The sequence below is a fragment of the Staphylococcus edaphicus genome, from assembly GCF_002614725.1.
In the GTDB taxonomy this organism is placed as follows: Bacteria; Bacillota; Bacilli; order Staphylococcales; family Staphylococcaceae; genus Staphylococcus; species Staphylococcus edaphicus.
This window is the reverse complement of record NZ_MRZN01000019.1, coordinates 1-20,634: the sequence shown is the minus strand read 5'-3', so window position 1 is coordinate 20,634 and position 20,634 is coordinate 1. Positions and strand designations below refer to the sequence as shown.

Genomic DNA, 20,634 nt, shown 5'->3' with positions numbered 1-20,634 from the left:
TATCGTCCATTAGTATGAATTTAAAAAAGTACCACTCTTTACATAGTAATAGAGTGGTTTATTTTGATATGATTAACAATGAATTATTATAACCACTAGGAGGAAAGATGATATGAGATCACAAGTATCATGGAAAGTGGGCGGTCAACAAGGCGAAGGTATTGAATCTACAGGAGAAATCTTCGCTACTGCTATGAACCGAAAAGGATATTACTTATATGGATATCGTCATTTTTCAAGTAGAATTATGGGCGGACACACAAATAATAAAATAAGAGTATCTACAACACCAGTACATGCAATTAGTGATGATTTAGATATCTTAATTGCATTTGATCAGGAAACGATTGAATTAAATCATCACGAAATGCGTGAAGACAGTGTCATTATTGCAGATAGTAAAGCGAAACCAGAAAAACCAGAAAACTGTCGAGCTCAATTAATAGATTTACCATTTACTGCAACTGCAAAAGCATTAGGTACAGCATTGATGAAAAATATGGTGGCAATCGGTGCAACTTGTGCAGTAATGGAATTGGATATTGCAGATTTTGAAGCATTAATAAATAACATGTTTACTAAAAAAGGCGATAAAGTTGTGGAATTGAATATAGAAGCACTTAACGAAGGCTATCGCTTAATGAATGAACAGTTAGGCTCAGTTCAAGCTGATTTTGTTTTAGAATCAACGAATGGCAAACCACATCTATATATGATAGGTAATGATGCGATTGGTTTAGGTGCATTATCAGCCGGATCAAGGTTTATGGCGGCCTATCCAATTACACCTGCTTCTGAAATTATGGAATATATGATTGAAAATCTTCCGAAAGTAGGCGGAACTGTTGTGCAAACAGAAGATGAGATTGCTGCTGCGAATATGGCAATCGGCTCAAATTATGCTGGTGTACGTGCGTTTACTGCCAGTGCGGGACCAGGTTTATCACTAATGATGGAAGCGATTGGTTTGTCTGGCATGACTGAAACCCCATTTGTTGTAATTAATACACAGCGTGGCGGCCCTTCTACAGGCTTACCTACGAAGCAAGAGCAATCAGATTTAATGCAAATGATCTATGGAACACATGGTGACATTCCTAAAATCGTGGTCGCACCTACTGATGCTGAGGACGCATTCTATTTAACTATAGAAGCATTTAATTTGGCTGAAATATATCAATGTCCAGTCATTGTATTAAGTGATTTACAACTCTCATTAGGTAAACAAACAGTAGAAAAATTAGACTATAGTAAAATAGAAATCAAGCGTGGAGAAATGATTCAATCTGAAATTGAACGTGAGGAAGATGATAAAACCTACTTTAAACGTTATGCATTAACTGAGAGTGGGGTTTCCCCAAGACCTATACCCGGTGTGAAAGGTGGCATCCATCATGTTACAGGTGTTGAACATAATGAAGAAGGTAAAACAAGCGAAGCTGCTGATAATAGACAACAACAAATGGATAAACGTATGCGTAAAACGGAACACTTACTGATAGAAGAACCAGTAGAAGCTGACGTTCAACATGAAGTTGCAGATATTCTATATTTAGGTTTTATTTCAACTAAAGGTGCAATTCAAGAAGGTAAATTAAGACTAGAGTCACAAGATATTAAGGTCAATCATTTACAAATTAGACAGTTGCATCCTTTTCCTAGTGAAACTATACAAAAAGAAGTAGATAAAGCATCGAAAGTTATAGTGGTGGAACATAATTATCAAGGACAACTTGCCAATATATTAAAAATGAATGTCAATTTAGGTGATAAATTAGTGAATCAAACGAAATACGATGGCACACCATTTTTACCACATGAAATTGAAGCTAAAGGACTTGAGATAGCTAAAGAAATAAAGGAGCTGGTATAAATGGCAACATTTAAAGATTTTAGAAATAATGTAAAACCCAATTGGTGTCCAGGGTGTGGTGATTTTTCTGTACAAGCAGCCATACAAAAAGCAGCGGCCAACGTTGGTTTAGAACCTGAAGAAGTAGCTATTATTACAGGAATTGGCTGTTCCGGACGATTATCAGGTTATGTTAATTCATACGGTGTACATGGCATTCATGGACGTTCATTGCCACTTGCGCAAGGTGTTAAGATGGCTAATAAAGATTTAACTGTAATTGCTTCAGGTGGTGATGGTGATGGTTATGCCATCGGTATGGGGCACACAATCCATGCGCTACGTAGAAATATGAATATGACATATATTGTTATGGATAATCAGATATATGGATTGACTAAAGGACAAACATCACCATCTTCCGCGCAAGGTTTTGTTACAAAATCCACGCCAAAAGGAAACATCGAACAAAATGTTGCGCCATTGGAACTTGCGTTATCATCAGGGGCAACATTTGTGGCACAAGGATTTTCAAGTGATATTAAAGGGTTAACAAAAATGATTGAAGATGCAATCAATCATGATGGCTTTTCGTTTGTTAATGTGTTCTCTCCATGTGTAACTTACAATAAAGTAAATACTTATGACTGGTTAAAAGAAAATTTAACAAGTATCGATGATATTGAAGATTTTGATATTCAAGATAAACAAAAAGCAACTCAAAAAGTATTAGAATATAACTCTCTAATTAAGGGCATCGTTTATCAAGATACGGAAACACCTTCCTATGAATCACAAATTGATGAAATGAACGGTACGCCTTTAGCCAAACAAGACATTCATATAGACGAAGCGCAATTTGAAGCGTTAACAAAACAATTTGTATAATTCAAATTTTACTAAATTATAAACTTAACTGTTACATTATTGACGATAAAGTTATGTATGTTATTAACAATCGTATGGATAATGTAACAGTTTTTTGCTTTAATATAGTTGAGAATTTACTATAAACTTTCATAGGTTTATCAAATGATGGAGGGAATAGTTGTGGTAGATAAATTTAAATCGATGACTGAGTTGATTACTGAGACTACAGAACATAGAGATTGGGAAATTCAAACAATGAATTGTAATTCATCGACACTCATAACTGCGATACATGGCGGCGCGATTGAACGAGGAACAACAGAAATAGCACGGTTAATTAGTGAACAGGGTGAACACAGTTTTTATACTTTTAAAGGTATTAGAAATAATAAAAATAATGAATTACATGTTACATCAAGACATTTTGATGAACCAAAACTTACGCAGATGGTTTCAAGTCATCAAAGTATTGTGTCTATACATGGGTGTATGGGGGATGTATCAGAAGTTTATATTGGTGGCAGAGACTTTGAATTAGCATCTGAAATAACAAAGGAATTAGAAAAAATAAATATTATAGTTAAACCTGCCCCCTCGCATATATCAGGAATGCATATGGATAATTTTGTCAACGGGTGCCTAAAAAAAGCTGGTGTTCAACTAGAATTAACCGTCGCATTAAGAAAAAAGTACTTTAAAAATAATAAATATAATTTAAAGGATAGAGAAAATAGAGAAAATTGGTCACAGTTCATAATTCATTTTCGTCAGCTATCAACAGAGCGTTAAACAGAAGAGAGACCTTTGAAAAAAAATGAATTCAATATGCTTGGTTATTGCAAATGTTAAATTAAACTTTACAAAATCTTAAGTTAATAGAATAGGTGATAGGGAATAGAAGACATAGAAACTTTGGAAGGAGTTTTTACATGTCTGATAAGTATAAATCGATGACAGAATTGGAAGCATCAACAATTGAAAATAAGGACTGGGAAATTGAAACACGTGATGTAAATAGTCAAGTTATTATTACTGCAATTCATGGTGGAGGTATTGAACCTGGAACGACTGAAATCGCTGATTTAACCGCACAAAAAGGAGAATATGATTATTTTTCATTTAAAGGAACTAAATCGAAAGAGAACGAAGCATTACATGTGACCTCTCGAAATTATGATCAGTCAACACTGATGAAAATGATAAAAAATAAAACGCATGCTGTAGCAATTCATGGGTGTGGCGGTGATGGTAATATTGTTTATATCGGTGGCAAAGATCGAAAACTTATAAATACAATGACTAAACAATTTGAGGAATTGGATATCAGAGTTGAACAAGCACCAAGTCATATTTCAGGTGCGCATGATGATAATATCATCAATTGTTGTAAAACAGGTGAAGGTGTACAGTTAGAGTTAACGCCTGAATTAAGAAAAATGTGTTTTATCAATCAAAAGTATAATAAAAAAAGTCGAGAAGATAAACAAAATTGGAGTCAATTTATGGATGATTTTAGCACTGCAATTGTGAATGCCATACAAGATAATTAGTCACAGTTCTTGCAAACCATCATTAATTAAGTTATTGTAGACTTATGATATCTATAATTAGGAAGTTGATAATATATGAAATGTTCTAAAGCGACAGATTATGCATTACATGCGCTATTGTATATGATTAAAAATGATGGTGCATCAAGTAGAATTCCAGTACAAGATTTAGCACTTGCATTAAAAGTCTCAACGACATATTTATCTAAAATTTTAACACGTCTTGTGAAAGTAGGCATCATATCGGCTAGTAGCGGTGCTAAAGGTGGCTATCAATTAAAGCATGGATGGCAAGATGTTTCGATATATGAAGTGATTATTACCATTGATGGTAAACAAAGCTTATTAGAAGACAGTTTTAATCACGCACAAGTATGCCCAATTAAACAAATTATGGACGAGGCTGAGCATAATTTAATTACGCATTTAGAAGATAAAACATTAAAGGACTTGGCTGGTAGCTAAGTTCTTATATTTTAACATAATTATAGATATTAAGAGTCTTTAAAAGGTGTGAAGGAGTGGAACAATATGTATTATGATGTGATCATTATTGGTGGAGGCCCAGCTGGCTTAAATGCTGCACTAAATTTCGGAAGAGGTATGAAAAGAACGCTCATTATTGATGAAGATAAACCACGCAATAGAGTTACGCAAATGTCTCATGGTTATTTAACGCAAGATGGTGTAAAGCCTACAGAATTCAAAAGAAAAGCTAAAGCAGATGCTCTGAAATATAAAGATGTTACATACTTGAAAGAATATGTAGAACTAATAGAAAAGGTAGGTAAAGTGTTTAAAATTAAAACACAATTCCAGACATTTCAGGCAAGACAAGTATTAGTTGCTACCGGATTAAGAGAACAAGCTCCCAATATTACTGGTTTTAATGAGTTTTATGGACAATCCATCTTTTATTGTCCATGGTGTGATGGTTATGAAATGCATAATAAAAGGCTTGCAGTGATTTTCTCTGGTGAAATGATGACCCACATGGTTAAACTGTTAAGTAATTTTTCAAAAGATTTAGTTGTATTTACTAATGGTGAAGAAGATATTTCAAAGAAAGACAAAGTGTTGCTAGACAATAAAGGTATTGATGTTTACACAGCTACTATTGCACGATTCATAGGAAAAAACGGACAGTTAAGCGCTATTGAATTAAATAATGAACAAACTATTTCGGTGGAAGGCGCATTTGCTAGGATGCATTGGGATACACAATTTGATTTTTTAAATCAATTAAATATTTCTCGAGATGAAAATGGTAAATTTGAAACGGACTTGTACGGTGCAACATCTGTCGAAGGCTTATATGTAGCTGGTGAAACTAAGGATAATTTTGGTAGTCAATTATTAGACTCAGCTGCTAATGGTGGTGTCGTTGCCAAAGTGATGATGATGAAACAGATTGAAGAAGATTTTGATTTGTGGGAGATATAATATTATGATTAATTCCATAAAACTATGACTTTAACTTATTATTTGATAAACTAATAATAAGTTAAATAATTAAGGGGTTGTAATTACATGAATGATACTTTAATGAGTATTCAAATTATTCCTAAAACGGCCAATGGAGAAGATGTCATTCCATACGTAGATGAAGCGATTAAAATCATTGATGATTCAGGATTAACTTACAGAGTTGGTCCATTAGAAACAACTGTCCAGGGTGAAATGAACGAGTGCTTGATATTGATTCAAAAATTAAACGAACGTATGGTTGAGTTAGAGATACCCAGTACAATAAGTCAAGTTAAGTTTTATCATGTGCCAGAAGGTATTTCGATTGAAACATTAACTGGTAAATATGATGAACATTAAGTTTATCAACTTTATTATATTAATTTAACTTGGCTTGAGCCATCCATTACCAACGAGGTATGGATGGCTTTTTGTAGAAGTTAGTGTGTATTTATTATAATAAAATAGGTTTTGTTTTAGTGATTGCTATATATACATATGACGCTTTGCACTTTGTAGCTAAATTTAATATAATGAAATAATGATTACGGATAAATTTGTAGAACTTAGAACAATAGGGTTGTTAGCCTAATATTAAGCAATCTTTAAAATACTTCTTCTTAGTTTTTATAATATAGAAAGGGTTTTGTAGAGTGAATGAAGAACAAAGAAAAGATACTTCTATAGATATTTTAGCGGAACGAGATAAAAAAGAAAAAGACTATAGCAAGTATTTTGAACATGTGTATCAACCCCCAAGCTTAAAAGAAGCACGTAAACGTGGTAAAGAAGAAATTAATTATAATCGTGATTTTCAAATAGATGAAAAATATCGCAATATGGGACAAGGTAGGACTTTCTTAATTAAAACATACGGTTGTCAAATGAATGCGCATGATACTGAGGTAATGGCAGGTATTTTAGGTGCCTTAGGTTATACAGCAACAGAAGATATAAATCAGGCTGATGTAATTTTGATTAACACATGTGCAATACGTGAAAATGCCGAGAATAAAGTATTTAGTGAAATTGGGAACTTAAAGCATTTAAAAAAAGAAAAACCCGAGACAGTCATTGGTGTCTGTGGATGTATGTCCCAAGAAGAATCTGTTGTGAATAAAATTTTAAAATCTTATCAAAATGTCGATATGATTTTTGGAACGCACAATATTCATCGTTTACCAGAAATACTTGAAGAAGCATATCTTTCTAAAGCAATGGTTGTAGAAGTATGGTCTAAAGAAGGCGATGTAATTGAGAACCTTCCGAAAGTTAGAGAAGGTCATATCAAAGCATGGGTAAATATTATGTATGGTTGTGATAAATTCTGCACATATTGTATTGTTCCATTTACAAGAGGAAAAGAAAGAAGTAGACGACCAGAAGATATTATTGAAGAGGTTAGAGATTTAGCGCGTCAAGGTTACCAAGAAGTAACACTATTAGGTCAAAATGTAAATTCGTATGGTAAAGACATAGATGGTTTAGATTATGGTTTAGGTGATTTACTAGAGGATATAACACGCATTGATATACCTAGAGTTAGATTTACAACAAGTCATCCATGGGACTTTACAGATAGAATGATTGAAGTTATTGCTAACGGAGGTAATATTGTGCCTCACGTCCACTTACCAGTTCAATCAGGAAATAATGCTGTACTTAAAATTATGGGACGTAAATACACTCGTGAAAGCTATTTAGACCTAGTTGATCGTATTAAGACACAAATTCCAAATGTAGCACTTACGACTGATATCATTGTAGGTTATCCAAATGAAACGGACGAACAATTTGAAGAGACATTATCTCTTTATGATGAAGTGGAATTTGAACATGCCTATACCTATATATATTCTCAAAGAGATGGTACACCTGCTGCTAAAATGAAAGATAATGTACCAATAGATGTAAAAAAAGATAGATTACAACAATTAAATAAAAAAGTAGCTTATTATTCAGAGCAGGCTATGAATCAGTATGAAGGGCATATAGTTCAAGTATTATGTGAAGGTACAAGTAAAAAAGATGATACGGTGTTGGCAGGTTATACATCTAAAAACAAACTGGTAAACTTCAAAGCACCTAAAGAGATGATTGGTAAAATTGTTGATGTACAAGTGGATGAGGCAAAACAATTTTCATTGAATGGTACATTTTTACGTGAAAGTGAACAAGCGATGGTGACATTATAATGTATGAAAAAGATGATATCTTAGCTGAAGCTGAGCGCATAAGTGAACGAATTAAAACGTTAGATACTGTGAAAGAATATCATAATGTGGAGTCACAAATTCATCAAAATAAAAATTTAGAACAACGCATGAAAGAATTGAAACGTAATCAAAAGCAATCAGTTAATCTACAAAATTACGGCAAGGCACAAGCGCTAAAAGCTTCAGAAGATAAAATACAGCATATTGAAGATGATATCAATGTGTTACCAATAGTTGAAGAGTTCAGAGAAACACAAGCCGAAGCAAACGATTTATTGCAAATGATGATTCGTACGATGTCTGATCGTTTAAATCAACATCAAGATGAAAAAGATTAAGCCATTGTAATTGTACTTAATGGAAAGGAAATGAGCACTATGAAGACAAAAAAGTTAACGTTAACAGCAATTTTTATAGCAATAAATGTTGTGTTAAGTAGCATTATTGTAATTCCATTAGGCCCTATAAAAGCAGCGCCAGTTCAACATTTAATAAATGTACTTTGTGCAGTAATTGTTGGTCCTTGGTTTGGACTAGCCCAAGCATTTATTTCGTCTTTAATTCGTATGACTTTTGGTACTGGCAGCTTCTTTGCCTTTCCAGGGAGTATGATAGGCGTCCTGCTCGCAAGTGGCTTTTATTATTATCGTAAACACGTATTTATGGCTGCAGTAGGAGAAGTCATAGGTACTGGTATTATTGGAAGTTTAATGTGCATACCGTTAGCATGGATCTTAGGATTTTCAAATCTAGCTATCAAACCACTTATGACAGCTTTTATCGTTTCAAGTGTGATTGGTGCCATTATTAGTTATGTTATTTTAATGATTTTGAAAAGAAAAGGTATTTTGAAAAAATATTTATAGCTTATGAGGTTAATTGAAAATGGGAATGTGACAGAAATGTAAATTTATTAAATAAATTTCGCCGTCTCGCCCCACAAAGGATGACTAGAGTTGATAAAGACCCACTAACTCAATAAATTGAGAAGTGGTTTTAAGGAATACTTGAGCTTTGGCTCATGCATAAGACCCACTAACGCAATAAATTGAGAAGTGGTTTTAAGGAATACTTGAGCTTTGGCTCATGCATAAGACCCACTAACTCAATAAATTGAGAAGTGGTTTTAAGGAATACTTGAGCTTTGGCTCATGCATAAGACCCACTAACTCAATAAATTGAGAAGTGGGTCTATAGAGGTTGGGACGAATCACTTGTCTCCAGCCTCATTTTTGATTAGAGTGAATAATTATTTTATATTGAGTCTTTTCCACAATGAATCTACCTCTTATGACATAAAATAACAAATCATTGTTATTTTATGTCATTTATTTTCTATTAAAAATGCTGAAATGTAAGGTTTGACGTAGAATTTATATTGTCACTTGTATTGAATAACTAAGCGAAAATTAAAAACATATGTTAAAATTTAAGAGTTAAATAACTAAATTTAGTTACAATGAGCGGGGTAATGAAACAACCCATATTGAAATGAAAAAACATGATTATATATGTTTTTAGAATTTGATATAAACAATTAGGTGATTCCCTATGGAATTATACATATCGCAATCAATACATAAGAATTCATAAAAAGGACTGTGACTTATTAATATGACAAACCAAACGCCGATGATGCAGCAATATTTAAAAATAAAATCACAATATCAAGATTGCCTATTATTTTTTAGATTGGGTGACTTCTATGAGATGTTTTTTGAAGATGCAAAAGTAGCATCTAGAGTTTTAGAAATTACATTAACCAAACGTGATGCTAAAAAAGAAGACCCTATTCCTATGTGTGGTGTACCATATCATTCAGCTGATAGCTATATTGAGACTTTAATCAGTAATGGTTTTAAAGTAGCTATTTGTGAACAAATGGAAGATCCTAGACAAACAAAGGGTATGGTTCGACGTGAAGTGGTCCGTATAGTGACACCTGGTACAGTTATGGACCAAGGTGGTGTGGATGAAAAACAAAATAATTATATATTAAGCTTTATTCAAGGCACTCCATCCTATGCATTAAGTTATTGTGATGTTTCTACAGGAGAGTTAAAAGCAACGCACTTTGAAGATGAGGCAACATTAATTAATGAAATTATAACAATTAATCCAAATGAAATTGTTGTTAATGAAGAAATAGGTGAATCATTAAAACGTCAAATCAGTTTGACTACTGAAACAATTACAGTGTTAGCAGACATTTCTAATGCCACTTATGATGTAAACGATATGACAGAAACAAATCTGTTCAACGCGACGCAATTATTATTGGATTATATTCACCATACCCAAAAAAGAGATCTATCACATATTGAAAATGTAATTAAATATGAAGCTATAGATTTTATGAAGATGGATTTCTATGCTAAACGTAACTTGGAATTGACTGAAAGTATACGTTTAAAAACCAAAAAAGGTACGCTTCTATGGTTGATGGATGAGACTAAAACGCCTATGGGTGCAAGACGACTAAAACAATGGATAGATAGACCACTTATTCAGAAACAGCAAATTGAATCACGATTAGACACAGTGAGTCAATTTATTAACCATTTTATTGAACGAGATACTTTAAGGAATCATTTAAATCAGGTGTATGATATTGAACGTCTCGTTGGTCGAGTGAGTTATGGAAATGTGAATGCCCGCGATTTAATTCAACTGAAACATTCCATTTCAGAAATTCCTAATATAAAACATTTATTAGCAAGTTTTGATGAACAAATGACTGCACAGTTCAAAGCATTAGAACCATTAGATGATTTGCTTGTGTTATTAGAGGATAGTTTAAAAGAAGAACCACCAATTTCAGTCAAAGAAGGTGGACTGTTCAAAACAGGTTTTAATAAAGAGCTTGATGGTTACCTAGAAGCTTCGAAAAATGGTAAATCATGGTTAGCAGAATTACAGGCTAAAGAACGTCAAAGAACAGGTATTAAATCTTTGAAAATTAGCTTCAACAAAGTATTTGGTTATTTTATAGAAATTACGAGAGCTAATTTACAAGGATTTGATCCAACTGAATATGGTTATCACAGAAAACAAACGCTTTCTAATGCAGAACGTTTTATCACAGATGAATTGAAGGAAAAAGAAGATGTCATTCTTGGTGCTGAAGATAAAGCAATCGAACTAGAGTATCAATTATTTGTGCAATTGAGAGAACAAACTAAGGCTTATACTGAAAGACTCCAAAAACAGGCTAAGGTAATATCAGAACTAGATTGTTTACAGAGTTTTGCAGAAATAGCACAAAAATATAATTATGCACGACCGACGTTTAGCGAGGATAAAACATTAGAACTCATTAATTCACGTCATCCAGTGGTAGAACGTGTGATGGATCATAATGATTATGTCCCTAATGACTGTGCACTAAATCAAGATACATTTATTTATTTAATTACGGGGCCAAATATGTCTGGTAAATCCACGTATATGAGACAAGTCGCAATTATTAGTATCATGGCACAAATGGGTGCTTATGTACCTTGTGAATCAGCTACTTTACCCGTTTTCGATCAAATTTTCACTAGAATAGGTGCAGCTGATGATTTGGTTTCGGGTAAAAGTACGTTCATGGTTGAAATGCTTGAAGCGCAAAAAGCACTTGCACATGCCACTGAAGACAGTTTAATCATTTTTGATGAAATTGGCAGAGGGACGTCAACGTATGATGGTTTAGCATTAGCTCAAGCAATGATAGAATATGTTGCCAACACTTCTAATGCTAAGACGTTATTTTCAACGCACTATCATGAATTAACTACATTGGACCAGTCTTTACCTTGTCTGAAAAATGTCCATGTTGCTGCTAATGAATATAAAGGTGAATTAATCTTTCTTCACAAAGTTAAAGATGGTGCAGTTGATGATAGTTATGGTATTCAGGTTGCTAAATTAGCCAATTTACCTAATGCGGTTATTAATAGAGCGCAAGTTATTTTAGACGCTTTCGAGCAAGGAAATCAATCTGACAAGGAAACCGATTTAAATCAAGATGCGTTAAAGCATAATGAACATACATCTACCAATTCAGTAGTAGAAACCACAGCATTTTACGGAAAAGAGTCAACCCCTTATCAAGATACAGATAAAGTTGCACAAAATCAGTTCGAACAAACGTCGTTTGATTTATTCGATGCATCGGCGCATAATAGTGACATTGAAAATGAAATTAAGACATTAAATCTATCTAATATGACCCCAATAGAAGCACTTGTAAAACTAAGTGAATTACAACGACAATTGAAATAGAGGTGAAGTCTAATGGGTAAAATAAAAGAATTACAAACATCATTAGCAAACAAAATTGCTGCTGGCGAAGTGGTTGAACGACCAGGGTCAGTAGTTAAAGAATTATTAGAAAATGCCATTGATGCCCAAGCAACCGAAATTAACATTGAAGTAGAACAATCTGGCGTAGCGTCTATACGTGTAGTTGATAATGGTACAGGTATAGGCATTGATGATTTGGGACTTGTGTTTCATCGCCATGCTACAAGTAAATTAGATGCTGATGATGATTTATTCCACATTCGCACACTTGGTTTCCGTGGAGAAGCATTAGCAAGTATTTCTTCTGTGTCTAAAGTGACCTTGAAAACTTGTACCGATAATGAAGAAGGTCAAGAAATATATGTAGAAAATGGAGAAATACTTAACCAAAAACCAGCTAAAGCAAAACGTGGCACAGATATATTAGTAGAATCTCTCTTTTATAACACACCAGCACGACTTAAATATATTAAAAGTTTATATACTGAATTGGGTAAAATAACAGATATTGTCAATCGAATGGCTATGAGTCATCCGGATATACGTATTTCATTGATTTCCGATGGTAGAACGATTATCAAGACGAATGGTTCCGGACGAACAAATGAAGTTATGGCTGAAATATATGGCATGAAAGTTGCTAAAGACCTAGTACACATTACTGGTGATACAAGTGATTATCATTTAGAAGGCTTTGTTGCAAAACCTGAACATTCAAGAAGCAATAAACATTATATCTCCATTTTTATAAATGGTAGGTATATAAAGAATTTTTTACTAAATAAAGCAATTCAAGAAGGTTATCATACATTATTAATGATAGGACGTTTTCCAATTTGCTATATTAATATAGAGATGGATCCAATATTAGTAGACGTCAATGTGCACCCAACTAAATTAGAGGTTAGGTTATCGAAAGAAGACCAATTATTTGATTTAATTGTTGAAAAGATACGAGAGGCATTTCAAGATCGTATTTTGATTCCACAAAATGATATGGATAAATTGACTAAGAAAAATAAAGTGTTAGATCAATTTGAACAACAAAAAATTGATTTTGAAAAACGGCAACAACAAAATAATAACCAACACCAACGTTCGTATGATGAAGGATATCATGTCACGCCTCAAGATCAAGGTGACCTAGAATTAAATCATGATATGACAAATCCTGAGAATAACGACAAACAGTTATTTGTACAAGAGGCAGCAAGCGATCATGACGAGTATGTCGCATCACAGAGAGCAATGCTTGATGAAATGGATGGAATCGATGAAGCGGCGTTTAGTGTAGGCGGTACATCTGAACTAACTGATAAAGACAGCGATAATGATATCAAGGGTAGTGTCAGTAAAGATCCTTCGCGGCGCGTACCATATATGGAAGTTGTGGGGCAAGTTCATGGGACATACATTATTGCTCAAAATGAAAATGGTATGTATATGATAGATCAGCACGCAGCACAAGAACGCATCAAGTATGAATATTATAGAGAGAAAATTGGAGAAGTTTCCAATGATACTCAAAATTTATTGATTCCACTAACATTCCATTTCTCAACAGATGAACTGATGATTATTAATCAACATAAAGAAGAATTAGACAAAGTGGGTGTACATCTCGAACCGTTTGGTGGAAATGATTATATCGTTGATAGCTATCCAGTATGGTTTCCAACTTCTGAAGCGGAAGAAATTATTAAAGATATGATTGAGTATGTATTAGAACATAAAAAAGTAAATATTAAAAAGATAAGAGAAGACGCTGCAATTATGATGAGTTGCAAAAAGTCTATCAAAGCAAATCATTACTTAAAAAATAACGAAATGGCAGACTTAGTCAACCAGTTAAGAGAAACAAAAGATCCATTTACATGTCCACATGGCAGACCGATTATTATCAACTTCTCAAACTATGAATTAGAAAGATTGTTCAAACGAACTATCTAGGAGGTAAGTGGATGAAACCTTATATTTTACCAGCAATTCGCTCTATGAAAGATTTAGAAAAAATGACGCAAACAGATTATAAAGAATGCGTATTGTTAGATACACATATTGGTCATGTTAAAAGCATTATGGAGTTATTAAAGAAACATAAAATTGAAACATATATGCACATTGATTTAATTAAAGGCATGAGTCATGACGAATTTGCTTGTGAATATATTATACAGAACTATCAACCTAAAGGCATTGTTTCTACAAAAACAAAAGTTATCAATAAAGCAAAGTCATTAAATACAACGACTGTGTTTCGTGTGTTTATTTTAGATAGTCATGCTTTATCGAGAAGTATAGAATTAATTAAACGTGTTGAACCTGACTTTGTAGAAGTGTTACCAGGCATTGCTTCGAAGGCGATAAAAATTATTAATGAAGAAACGAATACTTCTGTCATTGCGGGTGGTTTAATTAATACAATAGATGAAGTTGATACTGCTGTAGAAAATGGCGCTAAATATATAACTACAAGTGATCGCCATTTATGGTAATTTTCATCATACATGTATGAAAGTGAGATACAAAATTCAAATAAAGCTAGGCTAGTTAAGCACATCAATAAATGGGCTATTTTGCATTGATATTATTGGTTTTGTGTGAAAGCTAGCCTTTTTATATAGTGTACATAAATAATTCGATTTATGTGCTATAGTTATTGAGATTTAGTTATATTGTGTTGAAGGAGGTTGGATTTATGATTAAACCAAAGCGGTTACTTCGTGGTGATACGGTAGCGATTGTGTCCTTGTCATCAGGACTCGCAGGTGAACCTGAAATATTATGGCGTACTTACCAAGGTATTGAAAGGCTAAAGCGCGTATTTGCTTTGAATGTAAAAGTCATGCCCAATGCTTTAAAAGGAAAGGGCTATATTCAAAATCATCCGGAAGCGCGTGCAGCGGACCTCAATGCAGCATTAAAAGATCCTGAAATAAAAGCGATTATCAGTTGTATTGGGGGCGAAGATAGTATTGAAATACTCCCGTTTGTCGATTTAGAAGCGATAAGACAACATCCTAAAATATTTTCTGGTTACTCCGATTCAACAACGATACACATGATGTTCTATAAGATGGGAATTGTTAGTTTTTATGGTCCGGCACTTTTGACTGATTTTGCAGAAAATATTGAAATGGATGATTATACGGTCAAAGATATCGAAAAATTTTGGTTTAATTGCAAAAAGATTGGTAATATTGCTCCAGCAGAATATATAAGACCTTATGGATTATCTTGGAATATTGAAAATAAAATGACTGCTAGACAAATTATTCAACAACATGGGTATGAATTGATACAAGGTCAGGGTATAAAACAGGGACAATTAATTGGTGGCAATTTAGAAACGCTGGTCAGTTTAATAAACACATCATTATTTCCAAATAAAAAAGATTTTGAAGATGCAATTATATTTTTAGAGACATCAGAAGATACACCGACACCTCCAGCATTTGAAGACATGTTAGTTACATTAATTCAACAGGATATACTAAGTCAATGTAATGGGCTTGTCATTGGTAAACCATTTAATAATATTTATTATGAAGCATATAAAGAAAGGATTTTAAATGTATTGAAACGATATAAACTTATAGATATACCAGTTTTGTACAATATGTCTTTTGGTCATAATGAGCCAAAGCACACGGTTCCATACGGATTACAGGCAGAAATTAATTGTTATTCAAAGCAATTTTTAATCAAGGAAAGTGCAGTGCAATGCACTTGAATTGTGACAAGTTTTTTACAAAAAAGATTGACAACGCTTACACAAGCGGTGTAAGATGAAATCAAGTTAATAAATAGAACAGAGATGGGAGATTTCTACAGTAATTAAACCGGTGGTTCGCAGCTGGCTAAAATTGTAGGAATCTCTTTATCTTTTTTAGGAGGAGTCTCTATGAATGTGTATTTTGCTGAATTTTTGGGAACAGCAATACTAGTATTATTTGGGGGTGGCGTTTGTGCCAATGTTAATTTGAAAAAAAGCGCCGGAAACGGTGCGGATTGGATTGTTATTGCGTTAGGTTGGGGCCTTGCAGTTACAATGGGTGTATATGCTGTAGGTAATATTTCTGGCGCGCATTTAAATCCTGCCGTTTCGTTAGCAATGGCAATGGATGGTTCATTAGACTGGGGTATGGTTCCTGGTTATATTATTTGTCAAATGCTTGGAGGTATTTTGGGTGGCGTCTTAGTTTGGTTAATGTATCTAGCGCATTGGAAACAAACAGAAGATCAAGGTGCAAAATTGGGTGTCTTCTCTACTGCACCTGCAATTAAAAATTACTTTGCTAACTTTTTAAGTGAGATTATTGGTACTGCTACACTTACATTAGGTTTATTGTTTATCGGCATTAATAAAATCGCTGATGGTTTAAATCCATTAATCGTTGGTGGTTTAATTGTTGCAATTGGTTTAAGTTTAGGTGGTCCAACAGGATACGCCATTAACCCTGCTCGTGATTTAGGACCTCGTATTGCACATGCCATCTTACCTATTGCTGGTAAAGGAAAATCTAATTGGAGCTATGCAATTGTTCCTGTGTTAGGACCGATTACTGGTGGTATGATTGGCGCCGTAATTTATAGATTATTTTATAAAGGTGCTTTTGATACAATGTCTGTAGTGGCTATTGTATTACTTATTGTCACAATTGTACTTGGTATAGTGTTAAATAAAGCTAAAAGTGCAAAAGGTATCGAATCGGTGTATTAATTAAGTTTCAACAGTCCTGTTTATAAGTTAAACTATAAGCAGGCTTTATATTATACAAATTTATGTAACATAGTCATGTTTGTAAAAATGCATTTCAGGCAATATGTATCGTAAACGTATGAAATGAGTTTTACATATATAACCTCGATAAAAGTGATAAAAGGGAGATTTTAATTATGGAAAAATATATTTTATCAATTGACCAAGGTACAACAAGTTCAAGAGCAATCCTTTTTGATAAAGACGGTAAAATCAAAGGTGTTGCACAACGTGAATTCAAACAATTCTTTCCAAAGTCTGGTTGGGTAGAACATGATGCTAATGAAATTTGGACATCTGTTTTAGCTGTAATGGCAGAAGTATTAAATGAAAGTAACGTTGGAGCGGAGCAAATTGCTAGTATTGGTATTACCAATCAACGTGAAACGACTGTTGTTTGGGATAAACATACATCACGTCCTATATACCATGCAATTGTATGGCAATCTCGTCAAACTCAAGGTATTTGTCAAAACCTAAAAGAACAAGGGCTAGAAGATAAATTCCGAGAAAAAACAGGTTTACTATTAGACCCATATTTTGCTGGTACAAAAGTTAAATGGATTTTAGATAATGTAGAGGGTGCAAGAGAAAAAGCAGATAACGGTGACTTGTTATTTGGTACGATTGATTCATGGCTTGTATGGAAATTATCAGGTGGTCAAGCTCACATTACAGATTATACAAATGCAAGTCGTACATTAATTTATAATATTTATGATTTAGAATGGGATCAAGAATTATTAGATATTTTGGAAATTCCTAAAACAATGCTTCCTGAAGTTAAAGCATCAAGCGAAGTTTATGCGCACACAATTGATTACCATTTCTTTGGTAAAGAAGTACCTATTTCAGGTATTGCTGGTGACCAACAAGCGGCTTTATTTGGACAAGCTTGTTTCGATCGTGGTGACGTAAAAAATACATACGGCACTGGTGGCTTTATGTTGATGAATACTGGAGAAGAAGCAGTTTCTTCTAAGAGTGGGTTGTTAACTACAATTGCTTATGGTTTAGATGGAAAAGTTAACTATGCTTTAGAAGGTTCAATTTTCGTCTCTGGTTCAGCGATACAATGGTTAAGAGATGGATTACGAATGATTAATTCAGCACCACAATCTGAAAATTATGCAGAACGTGTTGAATCTACAGAAGGTGTATACGTTGTTCCAGCTTTTGTTGGATTAGGTACACCGTACTGGGATGCAGACGCGCGAGGTGCAATTTTTGGATTAACGCGTGGTACAGAAAAAGAGCATTTCATTCGTGCTACATTAGAGTCGCTATGTTATCAAACACGTGACGTATTAGAAGCTATGGAAAAAGATTCAGGAATCAAAGTAAACAATTTACGTGTTGATGGTGGCGCAGTAAAAAATAATTTCATTATGCAATTCCAAGCTGATTTATTAAATGTAGGTGTTGAGCGTCCAGAAATTAATGAAACAACAGCATTAGGCGCAGCATATCTGGCAGGTCTTGCAGTAGGTTTCTGGGATAGTAAAGATGAAATCGCTAATCGTTGGCATCTTGAAAAAGCATTCCAACCAGATATGATTGAAAAAGACAGAGAAAGATTATATAAAGGTTGGAAAAAAGCAGTTGAAGCAACTCAAGTATTTAAATTAGAAGATGAGTAAAAAATTAGACTTAATATTGTTATATATGCTACAATACGGGTAAGTTAATAATATCGAGATGAGAAACGAGAGATTCAGTTCGTACAATAATATATGTATGGGACGAGTCTCTCGTTTTTTAATATTTAGGAGGCGCTTGTTTATTATGAGTTTATCAACATTGAAAAGAGAACAAATTAAAAAAGATTTAAAAGATAATGATTTTGATGTCGTGATTATTGGTGGCGGTATTACTGGTGCTGGTATTGCATTAGATGCTAGTGAAAGAGGCATGAAAGTTGCACTTGTTGAAATGCAAGACTTTGCACAAGGTACAAGTTCACGTTCCACTAAATTAGTACATGGTGGCTTACGTTATTTAAAACAATTACAAGTTGGCGTTGTGGCAGAAACAGGTCGCGAACGTGCTATCGTTTATGAAAATGGTCCACATGTTACAACACCAGAACGCATGCTTTTACCAATGCATAAAGGTGGTTCAATGGGTAAATTCACCACTTCTATTGGTTTAACAATGTATGATAGATTAGCAGGTGTTAAAAAAGCTGAACGTAAAACTATGTTAAATGCGAAAGAAACATTAGAAAAAGAGCCATTAGTTAAAAAAGCAGGCTTAAAAGGTGGCGGCTCTTACGTTGAATATCGTACAGATGATGCGCGTTTAACTATTGAAGTCATGAAACGTGCAGAAGAAAAAGGCGCAACAATAATTAATCACACTAAATCTGTTCACTTCACATATGATTCAAATGAGAAAGTAAATGGTATTCAGGTAGAAGATCAAATTAATAATGAAACTTATCCAATAAAAGCTAAAAAAGTGATCAACGCAAGTGGTCCATGGGTAGATGAAGTTCGTAGTGGAGACTATGCACGCAATAATAAACAATTAAGATTAACAAAAGGTGTTCATATCGTCATTGACCAATCTAAATTCCCATTAGGTCAAGCTGTATACTTTGATACAGAGAAAGATGGTCGTATGATTTTTGCTATTCCTCGTGAAGGCAAAGCGTATGTTGGAACAACAGATACTTTCTATGACAACAATAAGACAGCACCTTTAGCTAACCAAGAAGATAGAGATTATCTCATTGATGCAATTAACTATATGTTCCCAGATGTCAATGTTGCTGATGAAGACATCGAATCATCTTGGGCAGGTATCAGACCACTAATCCTAGAAGAAGGTAAAGATCCTTCTGAAATTTCTCGTAAAGATGAAGTTTGGGAAGGTAAATCTGGTTTATTAACAATTGCAGGTGGTAAGCTAACTGGCTATCGTCATATGGCACTTGAAATTGTTGATTTATTAGCAAAACGCTTAAAAACAGAATATGGTCTTAAATTTGCTAAGTGTGCTACAAAACACTTAACAATTTCTGGCGGTGATGTTGGCGGTAGTGCTAACTTTGCTAAATTCATTGAACAAAAAGTTGAAGAAGCGAAATCTTATCAAATAGATGAGGCAACAGCACGTCACTTTGCTTCAAAATACGGTTCAAATGCTGAAGAGTTATTCAAAATTGCTCAAACAGCACAATATCAAGAAACTGGTTTACCATTAGATATTTATACTGAATTAGTTTACTCAATTCAAAATGAAATGGTATATCGCCCAACAGATTTCTTTATCCGTCGTACAGGTAAACTCTACTTTAAAATTGATGATGTATTAAACTATAAAGCGCAAGTAGTCGATGTAATGGCTAGTTTATTAGGATATACAAATATTGAAAAAGAAGCTTATACAAAAGAACTACAAATTGCGATTGATGAAGCACAAACAGGTAATCATCAACCAGCTGTAAAAGAATAAACTTAAATATTTCATTAAGTGATATGACTTAAATAGAAGAGGCTGGGACATAAATACCCAATCTCAAAAAAAGAGGGCTAATCCTTTATGGGTTAGTCCTCTTTATATTTAAAATCTTACGATTTTGACCGTGCATGCTTGCCTGGGGTATGGTTCGAGCCTGTAGTCTCT

Annotated in this window: 17 protein-coding genes; all 17 read left to right on the top strand. The window is 33.8% G+C overall.

The features are described from left to right. Positions 1-112: 112 nt before the first annotated feature. The 17 genes from BTJ66_RS10640 to BTJ66_RS10560 all read left to right on the top strand — a co-directional run bounded on the left by BTJ66_RS10640 (position 113) and on the right by BTJ66_RS10560 (position 20,463). Entirely contained in the window at positions 113-1,873 is a 1,761-nt protein-coding gene (locus BTJ66_RS10640; RefSeq protein WP_099090933.1) for a 2-oxoacid:acceptor oxidoreductase subunit alpha, read from the top strand. Beyond that, positions 1,874-2,740 (top strand): 2-oxoacid:ferredoxin oxidoreductase subunit beta, encoded by an 867-nt coding sequence (locus BTJ66_RS10635; protein WP_099090932.1) that lies wholly within the window; start codon positions 1,874-1,876, stop codon positions 2,738-2,740. Positions 2,741-2,902: 162 nt separating this feature from the next. Beyond that, entirely contained in the window at positions 2,903-3,511 is a 609-nt protein-coding gene (locus tag BTJ66_RS10630; RefSeq protein ID WP_099090931.1) for a poly-gamma-glutamate hydrolase family protein, read from the top strand. Between the two features lie 140 nt (positions 3,512-3,651). Further along, complete coding sequence (locus tag BTJ66_RS10625; RefSeq protein ID WP_099090930.1) at positions 3,652-4,272, top strand: poly-gamma-glutamate hydrolase family protein; 621 nt, start codon at positions 3,652-3,654, stop codon at positions 4,270-4,272. Positions 4,273-4,347: 75 nt separating this feature from the next. Beyond that, a complete protein-coding gene (locus tag BTJ66_RS10620; RefSeq protein ID WP_099090929.1) occupies positions 4,348-4,737 on the top strand; it encodes an RrF2 family transcriptional regulator in 390 nt (129 codons plus the stop codon). Between the two features lie 66 nt (positions 4,738-4,803). Then, the gene (locus BTJ66_RS10615) at positions 4,804-5,715 is read left to right on the top strand and encodes an NAD(P)/FAD-dependent oxidoreductase (RefSeq protein WP_099090928.1); all 912 of its coding nucleotides are present in this window, start codon (positions 4,804-4,806) and stop codon (positions 5,713-5,715) included. Positions 5,716-5,802: 87 nt separating this feature from the next. Then, complete coding sequence (locus BTJ66_RS10610; RefSeq protein ID WP_099090927.1) at positions 5,803-6,099, top strand: thiamine-binding protein; 297 nt, start codon at positions 5,803-5,805, stop codon at positions 6,097-6,099. 293 nt (positions 6,100-6,392) lie between these two features. Further along, positions 6,393-7,934, top strand: coding sequence for a tRNA (N6-isopentenyl adenosine(37)-C2)-methylthiotransferase MiaB (gene miaB / locus BTJ66_RS10605; protein WP_099090926.1), 1,542 nt, complete (start codon positions 6,393-6,395; stop codon positions 7,932-7,934). Continuing rightward, on the top strand, positions 7,934-8,293 hold the full coding sequence (locus BTJ66_RS10600) for a YlbF/YmcA family competence regulator (protein ID WP_099090925.1): 360 nt from the start codon (positions 7,934-7,936) through the stop codon (positions 8,291-8,293). The genes miaB and BTJ66_RS10600 overlap by 1 nt, the downstream gene beginning before the upstream one ends. Positions 8,294-8,332: 39 nt before the next feature. Then, entirely contained in the window at positions 8,333-8,821 is a 489-nt protein-coding gene (thiW, locus tag BTJ66_RS10595) for an energy coupling factor transporter S component ThiW (RefSeq protein ID WP_099090924.1), read from the top strand. A 748-nt stretch (positions 8,822-9,569) separates the two neighbouring features. After that, positions 9,570-12,221 carry a DNA mismatch repair protein MutS gene (gene mutS / locus BTJ66_RS10590; protein WP_099090923.1) on the top strand — a complete coding sequence of 884 codons (2,652 nt, stop codon included), beginning with the start codon at positions 9,570-9,572 and terminating at the stop codon, positions 12,219-12,221. 12 nt (positions 12,222-12,233) lie between these two features. Further along, complete coding sequence (gene mutL / locus BTJ66_RS10585) at positions 12,234-14,192, top strand: DNA mismatch repair endonuclease MutL (RefSeq protein ID WP_099090922.1); 1,959 nt, start codon at positions 12,234-12,236, stop codon at positions 14,190-14,192. A gap of 11 nt (positions 14,193-14,203) precedes the next feature. Then, entirely contained in the window at positions 14,204-14,737 is a 534-nt protein-coding gene (locus BTJ66_RS10580; RefSeq protein ID WP_099090921.1) for a glycerol-3-phosphate responsive antiterminator, read from the top strand. 203 nt (positions 14,738-14,940) lie between these two features. After that, the gene (locus BTJ66_RS10575) at positions 14,941-15,975 is read left to right on the top strand and encodes a S66 family peptidase (protein WP_099090920.1); all 1,035 of its coding nucleotides are present in this window, start codon (positions 14,941-14,943) and stop codon (positions 15,973-15,975) included. Positions 15,976-16,146: 171 nt separating this feature from the next. Continuing rightward, positions 16,147-16,965: an MIP/aquaporin family protein gene (locus BTJ66_RS10570; RefSeq protein WP_099090919.1), complete on the top strand. Its 819-nt coding sequence runs from the start codon at positions 16,147-16,149 to the stop codon at positions 16,963-16,965. 176 nt (positions 16,966-17,141) lie between these two features. Next, a complete protein-coding gene (gene glpK, locus BTJ66_RS10565) occupies positions 17,142-18,644 on the top strand; it encodes a glycerol kinase GlpK (RefSeq protein WP_099090918.1) in 1,503 nt (500 codons plus the stop codon). Positions 18,645-18,789: 145 nt separating this feature from the next. Then, a complete protein-coding gene (locus tag BTJ66_RS10560; RefSeq protein WP_099090917.1) occupies positions 18,790-20,463 on the top strand; it encodes a glycerol-3-phosphate dehydrogenase/oxidase in 1,674 nt (557 codons plus the stop codon). The last annotated feature ends 171 nt before the right edge of the window (positions 20,464-20,634 follow it).

What these genes read in the sequence shown, in the direction of transcription:
- BTJ66_RS10570 (WP_099090919.1), top strand. Translation starts at nt 16,147, where the DNA reads ATGAATGTGTATTTTGCTGAATTTTTGGGAACAGCAATACTAGTATTA.
- BTJ66_RS10620 (WP_099090929.1), top strand. Translation starts at nt 4,348, where the DNA reads ATGAAATGTTCTAAAGCGACAGATTATGCATTACATGCGCTATTGTAT.
- BTJ66_RS10600 (WP_099090925.1), top strand. Translation starts at nt 7,934, where the DNA reads ATGTATGAAAAAGATGATATCTTAGCTGAAGCTGAGCGCATAAGTGAA.
- BTJ66_RS10580 (WP_099090921.1), top strand. Translation starts at nt 14,204, where the DNA reads ATGAAACCTTATATTTTACCAGCAATTCGCTCTATGAAAGATTTAGAA.
- BTJ66_RS10615 (WP_099090928.1), top strand. Translation starts at nt 4,804, where the DNA reads ATGTATTATGATGTGATCATTATTGGTGGAGGCCCAGCTGGCTTAAAT.
- BTJ66_RS10575 (WP_099090920.1), top strand. Translation starts at nt 14,941, where the DNA reads ATGATTAAACCAAAGCGGTTACTTCGTGGTGATACGGTAGCGATTGTG.
- thiW (WP_099090924.1), top strand. Translation starts at nt 8,333, where the DNA reads ATGAAGACAAAAAAGTTAACGTTAACAGCAATTTTTATAGCAATAAAT.
- BTJ66_RS10610 (WP_099090927.1), top strand. Translation starts at nt 5,803, where the DNA reads ATGAATGATACTTTAATGAGTATTCAAATTATTCCTAAAACGGCCAAT.
- BTJ66_RS10635 (WP_099090932.1), top strand. Translation starts at nt 1,874, where the DNA reads ATGGCAACATTTAAAGATTTTAGAAATAATGTAAAACCCAATTGGTGT.
- glpK (WP_099090918.1), top strand. Translation starts at nt 17,142, where the DNA reads ATGGAAAAATATATTTTATCAATTGACCAAGGTACAACAAGTTCAAGA.
- mutS (WP_099090923.1), top strand. Translation starts at nt 9,570, where the DNA reads ATGACAAACCAAACGCCGATGATGCAGCAATATTTAAAAATAAAATCA.
- mutL (WP_099090922.1), top strand. Translation starts at nt 12,234, where the DNA reads ATGGGTAAAATAAAAGAATTACAAACATCATTAGCAAACAAAATTGCT.
- BTJ66_RS10625 (WP_099090930.1), top strand. Translation starts at nt 3,652, where the DNA reads ATGTCTGATAAGTATAAATCGATGACAGAATTGGAAGCATCAACAATT.
- BTJ66_RS10560 (WP_099090917.1), top strand. Translation starts at nt 18,790, where the DNA reads ATGAGTTTATCAACATTGAAAAGAGAACAAATTAAAAAAGATTTAAAA.
- BTJ66_RS10640 (WP_099090933.1), top strand. Translation starts at nt 113, where the DNA reads ATGAGATCACAAGTATCATGGAAAGTGGGCGGTCAACAAGGCGAAGGT.